Below are 22,185 nucleotides of genomic sequence, written 5' to 3'. Positions count from 1 at the left end.
AATGATATTCATTATTGAAATTAGGAGTGAGATTGTGGAAAAGTTGTTTAAATCATCGCATAAAATGCTTGTTTCGGCGTTTATGATTATCGTCCTAACCATAATATCGGCTTGTGGAAGCAATGGCGCTAATTCAGATAAAACTGCAAATTCTCAAACACCAGCACCAACGGCGGTTGAGGAGTCAAGAACGATTACCCATGCCATGGGAGAAACCGTAGTTAAAGGCACACCTGCAAAAATTGTTGTATTAACAACACAAGGTACGGAGACATTGCTAGCATTAGGGATTAAACCGGTTGGAGCTGTTCAATCCTGGATTGGTGATCCTTGGTATGATCATATTAAAGACCAAATGGAAGGCATTGAAGTTATTGGCGATGAAACACAACCGAATCTCGAGTTGATCGCTAATTTTCAGCCTGATTTGATTTTAGGTACGAAGGTTAGACAAGAGACGATTTACGATCAATTAAATGCAATCGCACCTACCGTTTTGACTGAAAATCTTGGTGATAGCATGATCGAAAATTTTGAATTGTATGCTAAAGCATTGAATGTAGAAGAAAAAGGTCAACAGGTTCTTGCTGATTACAATAAATTGATAGAAGAGGCTTCCGCTAGACTTGGAGACAAAACAAAGCTAGAAGTTTCGCTTGCGCGTTTCCAAGCGGGTAAAGCTAGAACGTACTATAAGCAAAACTTTGCAGGTGTCGTGCTAGATCAGTTGGGATTTGCGAGAACGGAAGCACAAAATAAAGAAGAATTTGCTGAAGAAATTACAAAGGAACAAATTAGTGTTCTAGATGGCGATGTATTGTTCTATTTCGCGTCGGATCGCAGTGGTGAAACAACGGCTTCTGATACGGCAAAAGAATGGCTTGCTGATCCGATTGCACAAAATATGAAAGTCAACAAAAACGGACAGAGCTATCAAGTAGATGAAGCGATCTGGAATTCATCCGGCGGAATTATTGCTGCTAAACTATTAGTTGCAGATATTGAAAAATATTTTGAAACAATTAAACCTTAGCAATAATTATTTCTTAATAAAAGAGGGGGAGGAAGGTAAACTGAGCCCTTAGTCAAGGACACTTTGAAAAAAAGAGCACTAAGCCACACTTAAGAGATGATTCCTGTACTGAACAGGAGTCATCCTTTTTTGTTTCCACTGATATCTATGATGATTGTAATAACGAATATAGCGATTAATTTCTCGTTCTAATTCAGCCAAGGTTGTACAGTCTTGACTCTTCACATGATCTTTCATATGACCGAAGAAGGACTCCTGAGGTGCATTATCCCAACAGTTTCCACGACGTGACATCGATTGTCCAAGGCCCTTACTCTTCAATAATTTCTGGTAGGTAGGGCTCGTGTAATGGCTCCCTTGATCGGAATGGATAAAGACCTTCTTATGAAGTTTTACGCGCTTCTGCTTCATTAACGATTCAATGGTATTTGTGACTAAAGGCAGTTGGAGGGATACGGAGAGATTTCGGGCTAGAAGCTCCCCTGTAGAGGCGTCCAAAATGGTCGACAAATAAGCCGTCTGTGATTTTCCATACGGAAGATAGGTGATATCCGTGAGTAAAACAAGGCCTGGGATTCCCTTCTTAAAGTCCCTCTGCAGCTTATTTGGGAGCGTGCGGTGTTCGAGTGTAGCTTTGGTCATAAGTCGATACGGGTTAGGTTTTCGATGAGGACAAACGAGGTCAAATTTTTTCATTAGCCTTTGAATTCGCTTTAGATTGTAACAGGTGTCATATTCGCTCTGGAGCGTCATCTTAATGGATCGGGAGCCTTTTTTATAACCTCTTCGATGAAAGGCTTTCTTGATAAGTGCACCTGCTTGCTCATCCGCTAACGTACGCTTCTGACGCTTGTCAGCAGAGTGAAGGTAGTTATAAAAGCCAGAGCGTGACACGTCAAGCAGTTGACAAAGGTAACGTGTCATTCGCCCCAAACCTTGTTGAACAGCTTCCTGAATAAGGTTAAAACAATCACTCGGATTTAGGATCTTTCCGTTTGCTGTTAGCCTCCTTTCGTTCCTGTCTAACTTTTTTACGTATGCCAGTTGAGCCTCCAAAAGTCTAATCTTTGCATCCTGCCTGGCAATAATCTCTTCAGGAGATAAATCTCGTTTTGATGGACGTAGAACCGCTTCTTTTCTCGAGTCCGCAAGTCCCGTAATCCCATCTTTTTCGTAGGCTTTCTTCCAACGATCTGCACATTGTTCGATCCGCTTCAACCCGAGGATCTCCACTTGAAATCCACTGGTTTCAAAAATCTCCCTCGGAGTTCGTCCCGATACATATTGGTCAATGAACACACGTTTGAATTCATCAGCATACGTAATTGATTTTTCGCTGACTCGTAAGACATACGGGTTGTTAGCTAACTGTTCTTGTTCATATTGATTAAAGTGTTTTTTACTCATATGACCGCCCCCACTATTCACTCTAGTATACAAAAAAAGGTACCCATACACTAAACCCTTTTTTCAAAGTGTCCAGTGTATGGGTACCAGTTTAAAGGCAATGAACTCTCTTTTGTCCAGTGACAAAAGCAAAGCACTAGGACTTGTTGCAGCACTGCTTTTGCTTATCGTATCTGCTGCTGCAAGTGTCCTTTTTGGACTAAAAAGCTTTGATTTTGCCACAGTGATTGGAGCGTATTCATCATTTACTGGCAGCGATGAGCAGCTTATCATACGAACATCGAGAGTGCCTCGTGCATTGACTGCTGCTGTCATAGGCTGCAGCCTTGCAATAAGCGGAGTCTTGCTGCAAGCGATGACAAGAAATCCGTTAGCCTCTCCTTCTATACTAGGAGTTAACGCAGGTGCTGCTCTGGCTATAGTAGCGATGCTGTATTGGTACGGTGCCGTGTTTTCCTTCTCGGAGTTGATGTGGTTTGGTTTTATCGGTGCGGGAATAACAGCATGTCTCATATTTATAGTAGCCATGTTAGGTAATGAGGGCATGACGCCATTAAAGCTGATATTAACAGGATCAGCTTTGGCGTCTTTTGCTTCTTCCATGAATTCATTATTAATGCTGATTAGCAATCAAACACTGGAAGGCGCGCTGTTTTGGCTAACAGGCTCCCTCTCCAATAGCAATATAAACCACACGGTTCAAATGTTGCCCTATTTTATTATTGCATGGGTGATCGCTCTATTTATGTGTCGCTCCCTCAATATTATGGCGATGGGGGATGAGGTGGCAACAGGGCTTGGACAACGTATGGCATGGATTAGAGTGATAACGATAGTGATAGTGGTCATACTGGCGGGAGGAAGCGTCGCTCTGGCTGGTCCTATTAGCTTCGTTGGCATTATGATTCCACATATTTCGCGCTGGTTAATTGGAAATGACCATCGGTGGGTTTTACCTTACAGTGCAGTGTTAGGTGCTGCTTTTTTATTGCTGGCTGATTTGTTATCCCGATTTTTGCTTGATTCCAAAGAAGTGCCTGTAGGTGTTACCACGGCAATACTAGGTGTCTTTTTTGTAGTTATGCTCGTAAGGAGGAAGACAATTGGCTAAATCTAGCAAACGATTCGTTTCTTTAAAAATTGTTGCGCTGGCTCTCCTTCTGGTTGTTGCGCTTATATTTAGCATCGGGATCGGGAGTTTACATGTCTCAATACTGGATGTTATAAAAGCGATGTTAGGCATGGGTGAGCAGAAGTATCAGTTTATTCTTTTTGAATTGCGTTTGCCACGCATAACTGCTGCTATTTTAGTAGGCGCAGCCATGGCTATTTCCGGTGCGATATTACAAGCGTTGGTAAGAAACCCGCTGGCTTCGCCTGATTTGATGGGGACTACTTCTGGAGCTACGGCGGCGGTAGTCGCATTCATTACGATAATGAATGGACAAATAAGTGTTGCATGGCTGCCACTGGCTGGATTGGTGGGGGGCTGCGTTGCTTCAGCTTTAACGTATTTGCTTGCTTGGAAGAATGGAAGCTCACCATTCAGAATGGCGATGATTGGCGTATCGATTTCTTCCGCTTTTGCGGCATTAACGGTTTATTTTACAATTGCAGGCCCTATCTATTTGGTAGCTCAGGCTTTAGGCTGGATGGCGGGAACGGTATATGGAACGTCTTGGAATCATGTTATCGTGTTGGCGCCATGGGTAATCATTTGCGGCCTTATCGCTTTTTTTCAATCGAGAACGCTAAACATATTAGAGGTTGGCGATCAGATTGCAACTGGCGTAGGAGTGAGGGTGGAGAAGAAGAGATTCCTGTTCATCGCATTAAGTGTCATTCTAGCTAGTGCAGCTGTTGGAATTGCAGGAGGAATTAGTTTTATAGGGTTAATGGCGCCCCATTTGGCTCGTAAAATTGTAGGCAATAATAATAATGTGGTCTTGGTTGCTTCGGCGTTAATCGGTGCATTGTTGTTATTGCTGGCTGATCTTATCGGCAGAACCGTCTTTGTTCCAAAGGATATACCGGCGGGGATATTTACGGCTGTATTGGGTGCTCCATTTTTTGTGTATTTGATGTATAAGCAGGGTAAACGGAGTTTAAAATAGAGCGTACTTGTCCGCTGAGTCAGCTATTCCTGACTTAGCGGATTTTTTATAACTGCATTGCTGGGGCAACTAGAAGCATGATAGTATTTCAAGTAATGGAATGTTACTAAATGGTTACTAGAATAAATTTAAGCAATCCATAAATTAATCCGAATACAACTAGAGGTGAACGGGATGCTGAAAATTAACCGTGAGGACAAGCGCCCAATATGGCAACAACTGCTTGATCAAGCAATCCATAATATCACAACCGGCAAATGGCCGCCAGGCGAGTTGCTGCTGCCTTCTCGTGAACTCGCACAATTAGTGGGTGTCTCTCGTTCAACGATACAGATTGTTTATGAGGAATTATTTAGTCGCGGCTACACGGTTACTTCAAGGCGCGGCGGAACAAGGGTGAGCGACTGGACCAGCAGAACCAGTTTTACAGAGGATGTGAAACCTCCAGGGCCTATCACCCCAGAGTTACCTTTATTAAACGAGGCAGTCAGTCATTTGCAGAGCTGGTTTAGAGGCAAAGAATATCAAAATGTTGAGATCGATTTCAGCCCGCATGAGCCGTATTTGGATCAACATTTTCAGAAAAACTGGAGACACTCATTTTTGCAAGCCTCGAAAGAAACGGACCTGGACAGTTGGACATATGGCAACGCTTATGGTTTCGTTCCACTACGCGAGCAGATTGGGCGTTATCTGTCACTCGAGCGAGGTATTCACGTGCATATCGATCAAATTATTTTAACTTCGGGCGCACAACATAGCCTTGATTTGATCGCTCAAGCACTTTTAAATGAAGGAGAAACGGTTTCCGTAGAAGATCCCGGGTTCCCCGCCGCATGGATGGCCATGAAATATCGGCGGATGGATGTTGTTCCTGTCCCTGTTGATGATTACGGATTACAGGTAGATCACATTCATCCACAATCAAAGCTTGTTTATGTTACGCCTTCACATCAGTGTGCAGTTGGGGTAATCCTGTCGGAGCCCCGGAGGCAACAATTGCTACATATGGCTTCACAGCAGCAATTTTGGATTGTGGAAGACGACTATGACAGTGAATTTCGGTATCGTGGCGACCCGTTGCCTACGTTGTTTAGCCAGCAATCTCAGAACACATTGTATATGATGAGTTTTTCAAAAATGATTGCTCCTGGTATACGAATATCCGCAATCATTGGACCCCAAAAAGCCATTCGCCAGCTAGCACAAGTCCAAGAGCTAACGTATCGTCACCTTCCGATTATGGAGCAATTAACGCTTACACACTTTATTGAACAAGGGTATTTCATGCGTCACATGAGAAGGGTCAGAAACGTATATCGGCGCAGACATGAAGCGATGTCGAAAGCCATTAGCTCATCTGGCTTAGGAGAACGATTCAAGCTAAGCGGCGTAGAAACGGGACTACACATGTTTTTAGAAGCGGAAGACTCGTTTAACGAACAAGCCTTTACGAACCAAGCGCTAGAAAAGGGAGTACGCGTTTATCCGCTTAGCCATTATTGTTTGGAAAGTAATCGAAAAGGGTGGGTGCTTGGTTTTGCTAAAGTAGATGAGTCAGCAATAAAAGAAGGGATTTATCGTCTTGCGGAGATGCTGCTATAATTCGAACATCTCCGTCTCTTGGGTGAGTCGATCTGTCTCTGTATTTATGATCATGTTTCCTACTATTTCTGCTGAGCTTGTTCTATTCTACTCATTCTAAATGTTTTGTGCGGTTTCATCCCAGTAATACTCATCCGGTAAATATCGCTTGCCAAATACGCTTGTCCCTACTCTTATAATGGTTGCCCCTTCTTCAATAGCAACCTTGAAATCCCCAGACATGCCCATCGAGAGAATATCCATTGTTACCCTAGGCAGCTCCTTCTCTATAATCTGTGATTGAATTTGTTTTAATAAGCGGAAGCAACGCCTTGTCTCGTCATTTGTAGCATTCAGTTTTCCAATAGTCATCAAGCCTTTAACATTTAAGGTTTCAAAATGAGACAATTGTTGAACCAACTCCAGTGCAGATTCCGGTAAAACACCGAATTTGCTTTCTTCAAATGATGTATTGACTTGTACCAAGATATCCAAAGTTTTGTTTTCTTTAAGGAGCTGCTGATGCAAGGCTTTTCCGAGCTTCAAACGATCCACAGAATGAATGAGGGTGACATACTTAACAACGTCTTTCACTTTATTCGTTTGCAGATGTCCGATAAAATGCCATTCTACTTGGTTGTACTGCTGCATTAGCGGGAATTTCTCGCGAAGTTCTTGAGCTTTATTTTCGCCAAATAATACTTCACCCGCTTGTATGGCAATGCGCAACTTTTCAAGCTGAACCGTTTTTGTCGCTAACAAAAGTTTCACTTCATCTTTCTTGCGTCCTGAGTACTGGCAAGCCAATTCCATCTGATTCCTTACGGATCTTAGATTTTGTTCAATGAAATGGACCATGTTCGTTCAGCCTTCTTTCTGGAAACGCACAGACTATGCGCAATGTTTTTTCTGTATAGTCATCCATTAGACTTTTTTACTTGTACATTTTTTCTGCTTCAATCGGATTTTCTTTTGCTGTTATTTGATGAGGATCAATTCGGTACACCTGAACAGATGTATTGAAAACAGCAGACCTGTATTTATCTACATGCTGTTTGGACAATGGGCGGTTATAATAACCAGGCACATATTTGTTGAGCATTTCCTGCAACATATATGTAGCTTCATCCAGATCAACGATGAGCTCGGCCTTGCCGAAAATCATGACACTCATATAAGCTGTGTCCGTCTTAGCCGGTACTGGATCAGTAATGGTTCCATATTCTTCACAAACCGTAAAACAAACCTCAGGGTTTACACTCATGACCTGATTGCGTCTCCCGCCTGCGGCACCATGAAAATAAAGCTTCTCATTTGCCCAAACAAAGTTGAGCGGAACAACATAGGGCAGCAGACCATCAACCATGCCTAGATGGCCAATTCGCGCTTTGCTCAGGAAAGCTTCAATTTTGTTGCTATCGAGCACCTCTCTAATCTTGTAACGAACCATATCCATTCTCAACCACTCCTTCAATACTGATTTATTTTCGCTAGCATATCAGTTATTGGAGTGAGTAAGTAGATCCAAAAATACGTTTATCGAGCAATCCATAATTATTTGGTGGTTTGGAAATTTCTATGGCAGTGCCACTCGGAGGAACAACGAGGACAATAAAAGCAAGCTGATGCTGGCAGCAATCGATTTAATGGCTGAGAAAGGCTACAAAGGCGTATCAACGAAAGAGATAGCTGCAGCGGCGGGCGTCAGCGAGATGACCTTGTTCCGCAATTTTGGAAGCAAGCAAAATCTATTGGACAAAGCAGTCGATCATTATCATTATTCGATTGAAATGACTAAGATTTTTCATGAAAAAGTAATTTGGGATTTGAGAGCGGATTTGCTCATGATAAGCCAAATGTATCATGAGATCATGGATCGAAACCGTAAACTGTTTCTTATTGTTTTGAGCGACAACGAGCTGGCCGAGATTCGTGAGAAGGCGCAGAAGCATCCGCGGAAACTATTGGAGCTATTGACGAATTATTTTGCAGACATGCAGGAAAAGAACAAACTGATTGCAACCGATGCGGAAACACAGGCGATTACCTTCATGTGGATGAATTATGGAGCTTTCATAACACAGCTATTTGGTGCGTCATCCATCACTAAGGTGACCCAGCAAAATTTTATGCAATCGAGCATTGAATTGTTTGTTAGAGCTCTGACTCCGTAGTTTTTAAGCATTAGTTAGTGAGTACCTACAACCATTTGGGAGGTGTTGTAATGAGCAATAAACAATATGCCGTATCAGGAAAAATAGTTGGTCAAACGGCATCGGTGGGTTATCAAGTTGGTGTTCGGAGAACGTTTCCGATTTCGCGAGAAGAGGCATGGGCGTTTCTTACCTCTACCGAAGGGCTGAAATTATGGCTCGGCAGCCTATCTTTCTTAAACTTGCACAAGGGAGAGACTTTTACGACTCCTGAAGGTATTTCTGGTGAATTCAGGGTTGTAAAACCGTTTCAGCAGCTTCGGTTAAAGTGGGAGAAGAACGAATGGGAGAAACCATCGACGCTGCAAATCCGGCTGCTATCCGATAACCCTGACAAAACAACGATCAGTTTCCATCAAGAGAATCTGGATCATCCGAATACGCGTGAACAAATGAAGCTTTATTGGGAAGATGTATTGATGGCCATTAGACTTAAGACAAGTGATCCCGTAAATGATGAAAGGAGATAAATAAATATGAATAAGCCCAGTCATATCAATCTTCGAGTAAACCATTTGGAAAGCTTGCTGCGCGATGAGGTCAGAGGTTAGGCTCCAAATAAACTTCACAAACAACAAATAAACTACTTCATCTGAAGTGGTTTATTTGTTGTTTGGTGGGGCCTTGCAAGGGGATCCAATGATCGAGCAAGCCCAATTAGGCGATTTTTTAGGATCATGTCGTACATTTTTTAGCCTTGGCCAATTCAAAGGATCTCATTATTTTGCTCAAATCCATTAATGGACTTAAGCATTTCGATAAATGTATCAAGTTGTTGATTATCCCATTGGGATATGCGTTCATAAAAAACGTTTTCCTTTTCCCGCAGAGCATCAAACGTTTTTTTGCGTCCAAGTTCTGTGAGAGTAAAAAGTATCGCTCGGCGATCATCCGGAGAACCTTCCCTTTTTACATAACCCAAAATCTCTAGTTGTTTGACGAGACGGCTGACCGAGCTTCGGTCCATAGCAGTTGAATCTGCCAAAATAGAGGCGCTTGTTGGACCATGGGAGTACAGCCATCTCACAATATGGAAAGCCGCTGGTTGTATTGAGGAATCGAAATAAGCAGAAGTTCTGACATTCAGCGCATGCGAGGCGCTGATGAGGGCGTTAATTTGTTCGCCGAGCTTCAGCTCTAATTGTCCTCTCAGCGTGTCTTTACGTTCTTCATTCATTATTGGTACCACCTAACCTAGATTTTTCAAAGATAGCACATTCTATATTTAATTGACATATATCAATCACTTATATATAGTGGACATATATCAATTATATATTTTCGGCAATAAGATGTCAAAATGACCGTGAAAAACATGCAATCCATATAAAGGAGAATGAAGATGACAGCAAATCCGATAATTGTAATTACTGGCGCTACAAGTGGCTTGGGGCAGCTTGTTGCAATCGAAATGGCTAAGCGAGGCGCTCATCTTGTTCTAACCGCGAGGAGTAAGAGCCGTGCAGAAGCAACTGAAAAAATGATCAAGGAGCGGACGCCAACAGCTGAAATTAACTTTTTCTATGGTGATTTGTCATCACTGAAGGATGTCTATCGTTTGGGTCAAGAAATATCAGACGCAGTTCCCAAGATTGACGTGTTATTAAATAACGCTGGCCTACATGCATTTGAACAGAGAATTACGTCAGACGGATTAGCAGAAATGATGGCTGTGAACTATTTTGCACCATGGTTATTGACCCATCTCTTGCATCATTCCTTGAAAAAAGCAGGAAGTGCAACTGTTGTTAATGTTGCTTCTGAGGCTTCTCGCCGTCATGGGGAGCTTAAGATACCGGCGGATTTACTCGATACAGCACCTTTTACTTCTAGAGGCTCATCCGCGGTATACGGGAAAACCAAACTTTTAAATATAATGTTTACTGCTGAACTTGCACGTCAATGGGATGGAACAGGAATCAGCATTCATGCACTGAATCCGGGATTTAATGTTACGGGTCTTGGAAGAGAATTATGGTTTGCCTCGATGCTGGAGCGTCTGCTCCATTTCTTTCGTATTGGGGATCCGCGAAGAGGAGCCGATATCATTATTCGTCTAATGACTGATCCTAACTATCAGGGAAAATCAGGCGGATATTATAATGTTGGAGCCGGCGATCCCATAGTACCCGTACATCCTGGGGGAATAAAGGAGATGCAAAGTAAATTATGGAATGATACATGTGATATTCTAAGACAGAAAGGCTTCTTTGGAAGTTGATCGGAGCAGTGGAAACTAACCATAGGAGGAGAGCGTTTAGCTGGCAGAAATCAGGGATCCTCTAAGCTTCACCATAATAAATAAATCAACCACGTCCATCGGACGTGGTTTTCTGCTCATTAGCCTATGGGGAGATGCACCATTAAAATATTGCCAAAATAAAAGCGTCATGTTTTATGATGAGCTGGCATGCGGAGTATTAAGAATCCAAACCGTTAAATGGATAAAATTTTCATAAATTACATCGTAATAAATGCTTTACAAGACATATGTGGGTGTACTATTATGAAATAGGACACCGAATGGTGTCTGATTAAAAAATAGAAAGGATGAGTATTTTAAATGCATATACTAGCTATTATTCTTCAAAGTTGGCTGCTTTTTTCTATGGCTTTTTTTGGAGGAAGCAAGATTGTTGGAGCAAAACATCAGGTTGAACTGTTTGATTCGATTAAACTTCCTCAATGGTTTCGCGTCATTACGGGCTACGTTCAAATTGTTGCCTGCATAGGACTCATTGCCGGCTATTGGTATGCGGGGATTGCGGCATGGACCGCATTATTGGTAGGCGTCATGATGCTATTGGCGTGCCTCACGCATTTCAGAGTCAAACATCCAATCGGAAAAATATTCCCTGCCATATTAAATCTTTTGATAGCTGCTGCAGTAGTGCTATTATATGCAGATGAACTGTCCAATCTATTTGGGTAAGGATAGTGGAATTCACCAATAAAACAAATCAACCACGCCCATAGGACGTGGTTGATTTGTTTTAAACCTATTCAATAGATTTCCTTCAAAAGCTCGAAAACTTCCTCTAAAGTAAGGCCGAAGGTTTTGTAATAGGAAGTGTCAAGAACCATTTGCTTCATAATCATTTCGTTGCGTTTTTGCAGCATCTCATCAGGGGAGAGCTCGGCTACAAAACAGCCTTTGCCGGTTACGGTATAAATCAAGCCAAGCCGTTCAAGTTCTTCCCACGCTTTTTTTACGGTAATGATACTAACACGAAGCTCTGTGGCGGCTTGTCGTATGGGAGGTAAGCTGTAACCATTTTCTAGTTCACCTTTTAGAATTTGTGCGCTAATTTGTTCAAAAAGCTGCTGATAGATCGGTTTATCAGATGAGTTCGAAATAGCTATGTTCATTAAATTTCCACTTTCTGAAAACGTTTGATTGCAATATGATAAGCGATTATCGTAAATTTCGCAAATATGACGATGCCCGAGAACAAGATGGATAGATGAATTCCCAAATGATCAGTACCATTTCCTTTGAAAAGATCATACACAAATGAATTCTGTATTCCGAGCCATTCTGCGCCTCCTGCAAACAGTATCGCAGCTGTAATGGACACAATCGTTGCTGCGCCGTATTTATAGGCTGTTTTATAATACATCGATATAAGGATAATGTTGAAGATCGCAATCATAACGAAGCATAGTCCCCAAAAACCAAAGGATGGTTTGAAGAAAAAATAGGTCAGATTTGGATATAAGCGAATAGTAATCAAACCATATATCATGGCAACAATGATGTGCATTAATTCCAGAATAACAATAACGTATACCTTTGCTTTTACAATGTCTTTTTTGGTTACAGGCAGCATGTTGGTAAATATCAAATCATTCTGAGATTTATACCCTGCAAACATATTCGGAATCGTGAGGAAACAGAAGTAGAGGATGACAAGGAAATACAACCATGAAGGAATTAGCATTAAAGCACCCGTCAAAAAAGGCATGATATAAAAGAATGGGCTTACGCCTAGCTTTAATTCTTTCATTAGTAAATTATACATGCATAATCTCCTTTTTCGCGAAATAGATCATAATCTCCTCAAGACTAGGCAAAGTTGATTTAATATTCCAAGACGGATCAAAGTCTTTAGTATGGATCAAGGCTGTAAAGCCAAATGAATTCTTTTTGTAGGCGATTAACTGGTCTTTTATCAAATCCAATTGTTCTTCTTTCCCATTCACCAAGCGGTAGGTATCAATAAATTCTTCTTTCTCAGAGCTGTTGATAATATGACCGTTATCGATAAAAGTAATATAATCGGCACATTTTTCCAAATCAGTTGTGATATGAGTGGAAAACAGGATGCTGATTTCACCATCTTCTACTAGTTCCTGAAAAATATCCAATAAATTGTCCCTTGCCACCGGATCAAGTCCGCTTGTTGGTTCATCAAGAATAAGCAGCTTTGCGCCGTGTGATAAAGCGATGGCTAAGCTGTATTTCACTTTCATCCCGGTTGATAATTCAGCTATTTTTTTGTTTTCATTTAAATTAAATCTCTTGAGATAATTGTAATAGGCTTCATCATTCCAATTATGATAGAACTTTTTGATTACATTAGTTAATGTTTTGACTTTGTTACGAGTATAGAAATTGATGTCACCAAAGGCAGAGCCAATTTCTTGTTTTAATTCGAGCTCGTGTTTGGTCATCTCCTTGCCCAAAATACTAATCTCGCCGCTATCCTTATGAATCAAATTCAAAATGGCTTTTATTGTCGTTGTTTTTCCTGCGCCGTTGGCTCCGATAAATCCCATAATATAACCCTTTTCCAGTTGAAAAGATACGTCTTTTAAATGAAAATGCTCATATTTTTTATTTAAATTTTTAATTTCTAACGCAAGCATATAATCAACTCCTTTGCAGATTGTGTATGTTGTGCATGCACAATATATCATTGAAGTCATTCACATGTCAATAACAAGAAATTTATGGATGAGTTTGTTTATTTCTTGTTTATCGTAGTTTGGTATACTTTTGTCGATTAAGGGCTAATCGAGTCGAATTGGCACCGAGGGGGGAGTGAAAAGACCTCCAAGGAACAAACCAGCATGTAATAAAATTCATTTTAGAACATTGGCCCATGCCCTACACGAATGTCATTCATACGATATACAGTGCCTTATGTTGAATGACAGAATAAGCAATTGCTCAATGAGTGATGTGATTATTAAAAGTAAAAACGGAGCTTACCGGGTGAGTTGTTTTTAAAGTGTGCGGAGTGTAACAGCTCATGGCTCAAGCAATCCGAAGCTGCTTAAAATAACACCAGCCTAATTTACTTGTTTATTTGGCGTGGATTAGTCAGTGAAGATTCAAAACATCGATAAGTTAATCAAATCTTTTATTCTCAAATGGGCGAGACAAGCCAGCGGCGCTGACTCGTCTTTATTAATAAATAGTGTAGAAGTGAAACCAGTTCTAGAGGGAAAACGGTCGTAGTCAGGGATGGGACCAAGGTTCAGTCTAATATGATATTGCCTGGGTTATCGCTGTTTAGGAAGGCTTTGTATAATGGCTTTCTAACACTATTTTGATTCATATGGTGCAGCTAAGGAGATGAGATCACTGAAGAAGATAACAGTAAAAAAACGTTTTGCTCGTTACAATCACAGGCATTTTCAATTTAGAAAAAAACGATGCCATAAGTGTAAGGAAAGGAATTGTAAGTGTGGTATTAGACAGGAAGTTATAGTAAATGTCAAAGAAAAGCGTAGAGCAGCGAGTGTTAAAGGAGCAACAGGAGCAACTGGAGTAGCAGGAACAACAGGAGCGACGGGAGCAACGGGGGTAGCGGGAACAACAGGAGCGACAGGAGCAACCGGAGTAGCGGGAACAACAGGAGCGACAGGAACAACCGGAGTAGCGGGAACAACAGGAGCAACGGGAGCAACGGGGGTAGCGGGAACAACAGGAGCGACAGGAGCAACCGGAGTAGCGGGAACAACAGGAGCGACAGGAGCGACAGGTGATCCAGGTGTGACAGGATCAATAGGGGCAACTGGGGTTACAGGAGCAACAGGTCCAACTGGGGTTACAGGAGTAACAGGTCCAACAGGAAATCCAGGTGGAGCGACAGGTGAAACAGGAGCAACAGGAGCGACAGGTGAGACAGGGACAACAGGATTATCAGGAGCGACGGGAGCAACAGGGGCAACGGGGTCAACAGGAGCGACAGGTGAGTCAGGAGCAACGGGGTCAACAGGAGCGACAGGTGAAACAGGAGCAACGGGGTCAACAGGAGCGACAGGTGAGACAGGAGCAACGGGGTCAACAGGAGTGACAGGTGAGACAGGAGCAACGGGGTCAACAGGAGTGACAGGAGTAACGGGAGCGACAGGTGAAACTGGAGCAACAGGAGTAACGGGTGCAATAGGAGCGACAGGTGAAACGGGAGTCACAGGATCAACAGGAGCGACAGGTGAAGGGTTGTCAGCTTACGGTTATGTATTCAATACAGGTAGCCAGTCAGTGGCGGTAGAAACGGATATTATTTTCGATAGCAATGGTAATCTAAATAACATCACCCATACACCGAATACATCACAAATTATGATAAATAACGCTGGAGACTATGCCGTTTATTATATTGTAACTGCAGTAGAAAGTAATCAATTTACCTTATATCAGAATGGTGCCCCTGTTGGTGGAAGCGTGTATGGCTCCGGTGCTGGTACTCAATCTAATCCAGGCATGATTATTATTACTGCTGCCGCTAGTGATGTACTAACTTTAAGAAATCATTCCAGCGCCTCTAGCGTTACTTTACAAACCAATGCCGGGGGAACTCAAATCAATTCAAATGCTTCCATTCTTATTATGAAAATAAGTTCTTAGGATTTCTTTCAAAATTGTGAAAGGATAAGTTCAATGTAATTTATAGAACTATCCAGATGAAATGTATGTAATTTAATGTGGTGAGGTTTGTGTTGATTCACCTTTAGACTGCACCAAAATAAAAAAATCACGTCCATTGGACGTGATTTTTTTATATGTTGGAATGCCCAACTCAAGCTGGATAAGTCAGTTAGACGAGATGAACTCCTTAGTGCTCAATTTCTAAGAATTGTTATATAAAAATACAAGTTTTTAATCTGATGGTTCAGTTTTTGAGTGTGATAAAATGAAAGGTGCGTTTGATAGACTCAAAAACGATATGAGGAGTGAATGATACACAAATGATGCAATCTAGGAGAAAATGGCTCCCCAATACGTTGAAATATAGGCTGTTTATCGCGTATATCACATTACTGATGCTTCCTTTGTGCATCGCAATTTATTACCTTTTTCAGCATTTCGAAACGATTCGGCAGAATGACATGATAGACCGCATGTCCGAGCGTATGCAGCAGGTTTATATATCCTTGACGGATATGATGGCATTTTCTTATAAAGCAAATACCATGCTGAGTCAGGATGAAAGCCTGATCCAGATTATGCACGCCCCTGATAAGTATGATCCTTTTGTACGAAAGAAAATAATAGAAAGCAAAATGTTTGGGATCAACAACAGCTTTTTTTTCCATCAGACGGAGCTGTATTTTCGTTTTATCGACCGTAACGGCAATGTATACACCTCCTATGCTCCCAATGACCAGTTGACAAACGAACGGAAAGAATTGCAGGAGTGGCAAAAAAAGCTGCAAACCGGCTTGCGTCCTTACCGGTGGGTAGCGAACGACTGGAATGATGTAAGAGGAAGTCAAGGAAATAAGCTGCTAAGTCTGTATACGATGCTGGACGACGAGCTGCGGGGAAATTACGGATTAGCACGTATCAGCATCAACATTCAGGAATGGTTCAACAATACGCTAAAAGATAATCCGGTTAATCAGGATCTAACCATTTTTACCGGGCAAGAAGAAATCATTTTGCAAAATAAGGAATCTGCTTTCGGTGTGGACAGCATGAAAAGGATCATTTCTTCACATGCAAAAAATGGACATTACAAAGATGAACGCGCTTTGTCACTAGTCAATTACAGTTATGTGGAGGAGCTGGATTGGTATGTCGTTAGTCAAATGCCCTTAAGTGAACTTCAGCGTGAAGTGAAGCAATTAAGACTGATGATCTATATGTTTCTCATTATTCTGGTAATCGTTTTCATCACGGTAACCTTCTTTTTGGCGTCTCGAATAACGAAGCCGTTGTATGTTTTGAAACGAAGCATGGAAGAGGCGTCGGACAAGAAGCTGAATGTTAAAATATCGATCAACCAAGGTGCAACAGATGAAATTCGTTCGCTAAGCGATAGCTTTAACCGAATGATTGATGATGTTTTGCTGCTAATTGCTAAGCTGAAACAGGAAGAACGGCAAAAGCAGGTAGTCCGTTTTCAAATGCTGCTCTACCAAATGAACCCGCATTTTCTCTTGAATACGTTGAACACTGTCAAATGGATTGCAAGAAAAGAGAAACAGGACGCCATTTCGGGTATTTGTACTTCATTAGGCTTAATATTGGAGGCTAGTCTCAATTCCGATATTGAGCTAATTCCACTTAAAGAAGAGATCACATTGCTGCGATCCTATGAATCCATACAGGCGTTTCGATTTAGAGAACAATTTACAATTGAATATGAAACAGAGGAATCGGTGCAGTATGCGCTTGTTCCCAAATTTAGTTTGCAGCCTCTGACAGAAAACTCTATCGCCCACGGCTTTAACATGACTGAAGGTCGTGGCACTATATGGGTCAGGGCGCGAGCGGAGGGTAGCGAGCTTGTTCTGGAAGTGGAAGATAACGGAATTGGCATGGAAGAGGCAGCCCGCAATAAGGGGAGACGCAGCGGACACGGGATTGGACTAAGCAATTTAAGAGAAAGGCTGGAGCTGCTCTTTAAGCGTGAGGGAGTGATTGAACTTATATCGGGCGCGGAAGGAACCCTCGTTCGAATACGTATGCCATTATTGATTGCAGCGCCTTATTCACAGAAAGGAGATGACGGACATGTGGACGATTTTATTGGTGGAAGATGAAGTGTTTGTTCGTGAAGCCATCAGAGAAATTTTGGACTGGGAAAGCCATGGTTTTTGTGTTGTCGGCGAAGCGGGGAACGGCAATGAGGCGCTTTCGGCTATTGTGGATTTGAAGCCAGATGTCGTCATCGCCGATATTGTTATGCCTGGCATGGACGGAATTGAATTGCTGAAGGAAACACGGAAAGCCGGGATACGCAGCCGCTTTATTATGCTGACGGCTATGAACCAGTTCGATTATGCACGGGATGCGCTTCAATACGGAGCTTCCAACTATTTGCTGAAACTATCCTTAAATGATGATGTTTTGCTGGAAAGTTTGGCACGAATCAAGCAGGATTTGCTTGCAGAGCTTAAAGGGGCTGGAGAGGCGCTTTTTCCTTATTATCACCGCACGTGGGCGGTTATTTTGGGAGCAGGAGTATCGGCTCAGGCAGATGCAGCGGAGCTTGTCTTGGCGGTGGAGAAATTCAGCAGTCTGAGATTAGAGATTGTAGTCACTCTAAGCGGTGCCGCACCTGCTCGCATGGATCAAATTGGAATCCGGTCGGAAAAATATCTGCTTGTCCAAACCTTCCATGATGCGGGTCAGACCACTTTCTTTTGCTGGAGCTTTCAGAAGAAGTCAGAGTCGGTCAGCCAGATCCAATCCCAGCGGATGATTGAAACAACGCCTATTGGCAAATTGTCCCGTTTGTCCGATGATTGGCTGCATGCGCTGAATCAATTAAACGCCGATTGGTACGGTCGTGATTCTGATCCGATAGGGGAGAAACACGTGCAGGTGCCAATCGAGGAGCTGGAGGCTGAGCTGATTCGCTGCTTTGAAGAGAGGAATGAACCAAAATGCACGGAGGCAGCAACGCTGATTTGGTCGTGCATGAAAGACTCGTCATTTTCTCATATGGAAGTGAAAAAACGAGCAGCTCATCTGCTTCATGTTGTGACGATGCTGGCAGGACGAAAATCGGAGGATCGGACAGACATCTACTCTGCCGTAAGCCATGAATCGCTGCTTGCGCTTATGCTGCAAGCAATACGGGAGCTTATTCGGCAGAAGCAAGAGGAGCATATAAGCTATACAGACCATCCAGAGGTGAACCGGGTGATTCAATATATGCTGGAGCATTACAGGGAGAACATTAAAGTTACGGATTTGGCTAGTCTGGTAGCAATCAATGTAGACTATTTGAGCACCGTATTCGGCAAAAAAACGGGATTGACGCCAATCGCCTATTTGCGAAACATTCGTATTGAACAATCCAAACGTCTGCTGCTGCATTCCAAGCTCAGTGTAGAAGAGATTGCGAGTCAGACGGGCTTCACTGACGATGCGTACTTCATCAAAGTGTTCAAGCGCTTGGTTGGACAAACACCCAGCTCCTATAGGAAAGAGAACAATATATAAGTTTTATACAGCCAATCCGCAAGTTTCGTCTCTTATAGACCCAAGAGCGAGTTGATATAGTTGGGATGTATTAAACATCCGATTAGGGAGGTTACAAGAAAGATGAGAAACAGAAAGAGATTGGTTGCAGGTTTGACTTCGATTGTGGCGGTGTCTCTGATGCTTGCTGGCTGTGGCGGAAACGGTAACAGCAATGGGGGAGTAGATGGACCAACGACATCCGCAAGCGCCGAGCCCACTGCAACTGCAGGCGCAGATCCGGTCAAACTGACTATGTGGGGAGCTGTGCCGGCCGAGAACGGACCCCAAGAGGTTGTCGACAACTGGAACAAAGAAAATTCGGATATTCAGGTGGAGTATGTACGGTTCGTCAATGATGAAGCCGGCAATCTGAAGCTGGATACGGCACTCATGTCCGGCCAGCCCGTAGACATGTACGTAAACTATGATTACAGCCTTTACGAGAAGCGTATAAAAGCAGGAAACGCGCTTGATATAAGCAGTTTTACTGACTATGATGTGAACGAAAAAATGGGTGAAGGTGCCGCCTTTTGGAAGGTGGACGATAAGTATTATGGCGTTCCAACCCAGAAAGGCTTATCCTTTGTCTGGTTGAACAAGGATATGCTCGATGCCAAGGGACTGCCGGTTCCTACGGAATGGGGACTGGACGAGTTCAGGGATTATGCCGCCAAGCTGAAGGATGATAAGGTTTGGGGATTAGCGCAAAGCGATTATTACTTCAATGTGCCTATTAACGGTTCCATGCTGAAGCAAAGCTTGCAGCTGACGAATCCGGACGGTACTTCCGCTTTCGACAATCCGTTGACGGTCAAAGCGCTTCAGGTTTATTCGGACATGATGTTTACGGATAAAAGCTTGATGCCTCATACGGAGCAGATTACTTCGAAGCCCGCTTTGGACCAGATGTTTGTGAAGGGAGAAAGCGCAATGCTATTTTCCACGAACCAGATTTTCCGTACGACTAACAATGTGGCAGAGTTCCCACGGTCGTTCAAGGTGGCGGCGGCGCCGGCTCCCAAGGTTAACATGGATCAGGCCGATTACATTAACGCTGGCGGCTTAGGAGACGTGGTTGCTATCAATCCCCGCACCAAGCATTCGGAAGCTGCCTGGAAATTTATCAAGTGGTATGCGGACGGTGGCATGCTGCCGATGGCGGCAGGCGGAAGAGTGCCTTCATCCAAGGACTTTCCAGTCGATGAGGCTGTTGCCCTTATGTTCAAAGGTGTGGAGGATACCTATGACCTTGATTCGATTAAGCGGGTCATGTTCGGAAGCCTTCCACTCGGTCTGAGCCGTCTGGACCGGAAGACAGGCAGCGAGCAGCAGGCAATTTATGACAACGTGTTTTCCCGAAAGCTGACTCCTGAGGAAGGCGCGAAGGAATTAGCGCGGGTGCATAACGGGAATTTGCAAGCAACATCTAAATAAAGTCGTCAGGCTAAGGGGAAGCGAACCTTTGACGCCGCATCCCCTTAGCCGCAAGCTGCTGGATACTGCAAACTACATTATAAATAGAGAAAGGCGGTGACCGATCGTGAGTTGGATGAAGCGACAGAGGCTGATTGGTTATGTATTCATTGCTCCCAATCTAATCGGAATGATGGTATTTATGCTCGTTCCGGCTCTGTTCTCCTTTTATTTAATGTTTACGGATTGGGTATTCGCTAGCGGGCAAACCCCGCGTTTTATCGGATTGGATAATTTTAGAATGATGGTGAGAGATGATTTATTTGCTGTATCAGTCAGAAATACCTTGCTGTTGTTGGTCCCAGTACCGATTTCGATTATGTTCGGATTTCTAATTGCTGTCATACTCAACAACCGGACATATTTCCAGAAAACGCTGCGTGCGTTCTTTTTCGCTCCGTATTTCACTAGCGGCATCGCCATTGCCTTTGTATGGATGGTGCTATTTCAGCCTTCCAACGGTCCGATTAACGCATTCCTGCGATCAATTGGCATTTCGGAGCCTCCCCTATGGTTTGCTTCCCCGGATACAGCGATGTATGCGGTGCTGATCATGGTGACCGCAGGCGGAATTGGGTACAACATGATTATTTATTTGGCCGCGCTGCAGGAATTGTCCTCCGAGCAGCTGGAAGCGGCAAGGATGGACGGAGCGACGTTTGGGCAGCTGCTGCGTCTGATTATATTTCCTTTGGTTAGTCCTACCACCTTTTTTCTGATGATTACTGGCTTCATCGGCTCCATCAAGGGCTTTGGCATGATTTATGCCATCACACAGGGAGGCCCTGCCAATAGTACGACGGTTTTCTCTATTTTCGCCTATAAGAAAGCGTTCAGCTTTTATGAAATGGGGTACGCGTCAGCCGTCTCGTGGACCATGTTCCTGATCATCCTTTGCATCTCGCTTATTCAGTGGGCGGGCCAGAAAAAGTGGGTTCATTACTAACGGAGGGGAAGACGCACAATGGAAATTAGAAATAACAGAATAATCAGAAAACGAATAATCAAGAGCTTTAATACGATCTTCATGGCACTAGCGAGTCTACTGTTGTTGTCGCCAATGATCTGGATGATCAGCACCTCGTTCAAGATGCCGAAGGACGTTTTCACTTTTCCAATTCAGTGGATTCCACTTGATCCTGTATGGACCAACCACTTTAAAGTGTGGATGACTGGCGATGGATTTGCTCTATTTTATTTAAACTCTTTGAAAATATCGATCATTTTAATGATTGGAGCTCCATTGCTCGCTGCATTTGCCGCTTATGGCTTCAGCCGCATTCCCTTCAAGGGAAGGGATGCCATCTTTATGCTTTATCTTTGTTTGATGATGATTCCGCAGCAAGTATTGTTTGTCCCGAAATTTATCATGTTTGATTGGATGAATATTTATAACACCCATTGGGCGCTCATTCTTCCGGGCTTGTTTACTGTATTCGGCGTCTTCATGATTAGGCAATTTTTTATGAGCATTCCCCATGAAATATCTGAAGCGGCTTTCATTGATGGAGCCGGCCATTTCCGGATTTTCTTTCAATTGTTTCTTCCGCTTTCCAAACCGGTTCTGGCAACCTTCGCTATCATTGATTTTACATGGACGTGGAACGATTATGAAAACGCTTTGATTTTTTTGCTGGACAAAAGACTGTTTACGGTACCGCTTGGTATGCAGAATTTCATGCTGGAAGCGGGAGTGGACTATAACATGATGATGGCTGCCGCTACAGCAGGAGTCGTACCGCTGCTTATCGTCTTCTTTATTGGCCAGAAGTATATTATTCAAGGGTTCTCCAGTTCTGCGGTCAAAGGATAAACGATTATTATAGCAAGCAAAAAGTTATGTGTGAAACGAGCAATGATGATTGTAGTCAGTGTTCTGATGGTGATTTGCTCCGGCAATACAAATGTTCATGCCGGAGCAACAGGTGATGA

The 22,185-nt window shown here is 43.0% G+C and carries 21 protein-coding genes; 14 read left to right on the top strand and 7 right to left on the bottom strand.

Features of this window, described 5'->3' with window-relative positions:
• Positions 1-64: 64 nt before the first annotated feature.
• Positions 65-1,033 (top strand): ABC transporter substrate-binding protein, encoded by a 969-nt coding sequence (locus AC0VYE_RS23950; RefSeq protein WP_475449717.1) that lies wholly within the window; start codon positions 65-67, stop codon positions 1,031-1,033.
• A gap of 78 nt (positions 1,034-1,111) precedes the next feature.
• On the opposite strand, the gene AC0VYE_RS23945 is transcribed toward AC0VYE_RS23950, so the two are convergent.
• Positions 1,112-2,440 carry an IS3 family transposase gene (locus AC0VYE_RS23945; RefSeq protein ID WP_475442581.1) on the bottom strand — a complete coding sequence of 443 codons (1,329 nt, stop codon included), beginning with the start codon at positions 2,438-2,440 and terminating at the stop codon, positions 1,112-1,114.
• Between the two features lie 79 nt (positions 2,441-2,519).
• On the opposite strand from AC0VYE_RS23945, the gene AC0VYE_RS23940 reads away from it, so the two are divergent.
• The 3 genes from AC0VYE_RS23940 (at position 2,520) to pdxR (ending at position 6,159) form a co-directional block, all read left to right on the top strand.
• Positions 2,520-3,551 (top strand): FecCD family ABC transporter permease, encoded by a 1,032-nt coding sequence (locus AC0VYE_RS23940; protein ID WP_475443112.1) that lies wholly within the window; start codon positions 2,520-2,522, stop codon positions 3,549-3,551.
• Positions 3,544-4,554, top strand: coding sequence for a FecCD family ABC transporter permease (locus AC0VYE_RS23935; protein WP_475443111.1), 1,011 nt, complete (start codon positions 3,544-3,546; stop codon positions 4,552-4,554). Before AC0VYE_RS23940 ends, AC0VYE_RS23935 begins: the two co-directional genes overlap by 8 nt.
• A 174-nt stretch (positions 4,555-4,728) precedes the next feature.
• Complete coding sequence (pdxR, locus tag AC0VYE_RS23930) at positions 4,729-6,159, top strand: MocR-like pyridoxine biosynthesis transcription factor PdxR (protein WP_475443110.1); 1,431 nt, start codon at positions 4,729-4,731, stop codon at positions 6,157-6,159.
• 96 nt (positions 6,160-6,255) lie between these two features.
• On the opposite strand, the gene AC0VYE_RS23925 is transcribed toward pdxR, so the two are convergent.
• Both AC0VYE_RS23925 and AC0VYE_RS23920 read right to left on the bottom strand, forming a co-directional pair.
• Positions 6,256-6,996, bottom strand: a complete 741-nt coding sequence (locus AC0VYE_RS23925) for a YggS family pyridoxal phosphate-dependent enzyme (protein ID WP_475443109.1) — start codon at positions 6,994-6,996, stop codon at positions 6,256-6,258.
• 76 nt (positions 6,997-7,072) lie between these two features.
• The gene (locus AC0VYE_RS23920) at positions 7,073-7,594 is read right to left on the bottom strand and encodes a pyridoxamine 5'-phosphate oxidase family protein (protein WP_076270466.1); all 522 of its coding nucleotides are present in this window, start codon (positions 7,592-7,594) and stop codon (positions 7,073-7,075) included.
• A 169-nt stretch (positions 7,595-7,763) separates the two neighbouring features.
• Between AC0VYE_RS23920 and AC0VYE_RS23915 the strand changes: the two genes are divergently transcribed.
• Positions 7,764-8,312: a TetR/AcrR family transcriptional regulator gene (locus AC0VYE_RS23915; RefSeq protein ID WP_475443108.1), complete on the top strand. Its 549-nt coding sequence runs from the start codon at positions 7,764-7,766 to the stop codon at positions 8,310-8,312.
• 50 nt (positions 8,313-8,362) lie between these two features.
• Positions 8,363-8,821, top strand: coding sequence for an SRPBCC family protein (locus tag AC0VYE_RS23910; protein ID WP_076270468.1), 459 nt, complete (start codon positions 8,363-8,365; stop codon positions 8,819-8,821).
• Between the two features lie 236 nt (positions 8,822-9,057).
• On the opposite strand, the gene AC0VYE_RS23905 is transcribed toward AC0VYE_RS23910, so the two are convergent.
• Complete coding sequence (locus AC0VYE_RS23905) at positions 9,058-9,528, bottom strand: MarR family winged helix-turn-helix transcriptional regulator (protein WP_076270469.1); 471 nt, start codon at positions 9,526-9,528, stop codon at positions 9,058-9,060.
• A gap of 165 nt (positions 9,529-9,693) precedes the next feature.
• Here AC0VYE_RS23905 and AC0VYE_RS23900 point away from each other — a divergent pair, with 165 nt between their 5' ends.
• Both AC0VYE_RS23900 and AC0VYE_RS23895 read left to right on the top strand, forming a co-directional pair.
• Complete coding sequence (locus AC0VYE_RS23900; RefSeq protein WP_475443107.1) at positions 9,694-10,572, top strand: SDR family NAD(P)-dependent oxidoreductase; 879 nt, start codon at positions 9,694-9,696, stop codon at positions 10,570-10,572.
• Between the two features lie 342 nt (positions 10,573-10,914).
• Positions 10,915-11,283, top strand: a complete 369-nt coding sequence (locus AC0VYE_RS23895; protein WP_475443106.1) for a DoxX family protein — start codon at positions 10,915-10,917, stop codon at positions 11,281-11,283.
• Positions 11,284-11,354: 71 nt separating this feature from the next.
• Here the strand turns inward: AC0VYE_RS23895 and AC0VYE_RS23890 are convergent, their stop codons facing one another.
• Genes AC0VYE_RS23890 through AC0VYE_RS23880 form a run of 3 tightly spaced genes read right to left on the bottom strand, consistent with a single transcriptional unit; the run spans position 11,355 to position 13,220 of the window.
• Positions 11,355-11,720 (bottom strand): GntR family transcriptional regulator, encoded by a 366-nt coding sequence (locus AC0VYE_RS23890; protein WP_441909306.1) that lies wholly within the window; start codon positions 11,718-11,720, stop codon positions 11,355-11,357.
• Positions 11,720-12,373: an ABC-2 transporter permease gene (locus AC0VYE_RS23885; RefSeq protein ID WP_475443105.1), complete on the bottom strand. Its 654-nt coding sequence runs from the start codon at positions 12,371-12,373 to the stop codon at positions 11,720-11,722. The genes AC0VYE_RS23890 and AC0VYE_RS23885 overlap by 1 nt, the downstream gene beginning before the upstream one ends.
• Positions 12,366-13,220: an ABC transporter ATP-binding protein gene (locus AC0VYE_RS23880; RefSeq protein ID WP_076270474.1), complete on the bottom strand. Its 855-nt coding sequence runs from the start codon at positions 13,218-13,220 to the stop codon at positions 12,366-12,368. Before AC0VYE_RS23880 ends, AC0VYE_RS23885 begins: the two co-directional genes overlap by 8 nt.
• Before the next feature lie 712 nt (positions 13,221-13,932).
• Between AC0VYE_RS23880 and AC0VYE_RS23875 the strand changes: the two genes are divergently transcribed.
• From AC0VYE_RS23875 to AC0VYE_RS23850, 6 genes are all read left to right on the top strand, one after another.
• Positions 13,933-15,210, top strand: coding sequence for a BclA C-terminal domain-containing protein (locus tag AC0VYE_RS23875; protein ID WP_475443104.1), 1,278 nt, complete (start codon positions 13,933-13,935; stop codon positions 15,208-15,210).
• A gap of 341 nt (positions 15,211-15,551) precedes the next feature.
• Positions 15,552-17,351 carry a cache domain-containing sensor histidine kinase gene (locus AC0VYE_RS23870; RefSeq protein WP_475443103.1) on the top strand — a complete coding sequence of 600 codons (1,800 nt, stop codon included), beginning with the start codon at positions 15,552-15,554 and terminating at the stop codon, positions 17,349-17,351.
• A complete protein-coding gene (locus tag AC0VYE_RS23865) occupies positions 17,323-18,759 on the top strand; it encodes a response regulator (protein WP_475443102.1) in 1,437 nt (478 codons plus the stop codon). The genes AC0VYE_RS23870 and AC0VYE_RS23865 overlap by 29 nt, the downstream gene beginning before the upstream one ends.
• Positions 18,760-18,861: 102 nt before the next feature.
• Entirely contained in the window at positions 18,862-20,214 is a 1,353-nt protein-coding gene (locus AC0VYE_RS23860) for an ABC transporter substrate-binding protein (RefSeq protein ID WP_475443101.1), read from the top strand.
• Positions 20,215-20,329: 115 nt separating this feature from the next.
• The gene (locus AC0VYE_RS23855; RefSeq protein WP_475449715.1) at positions 20,330-21,199 is read left to right on the top strand and encodes a carbohydrate ABC transporter permease; all 870 of its coding nucleotides are present in this window, start codon (positions 20,330-20,332) and stop codon (positions 21,197-21,199) included.
• Positions 21,200-21,217: 18 nt separating this feature from the next.
• Positions 21,218-22,066, top strand: coding sequence for a carbohydrate ABC transporter permease (locus AC0VYE_RS23850; protein WP_076270479.1), 849 nt, complete (start codon positions 21,218-21,220; stop codon positions 22,064-22,066).
• The last annotated feature ends 119 nt before the right edge of the window (positions 22,067-22,185 follow it).

Source organism: Pristimantibacillus sp. Z349TD_6 (genome assembly GCF_056173205.1).
Note: the sequence above shows the minus strand (reverse complement) of the source record. Positions and strands in the feature narration are given on the sequence as shown.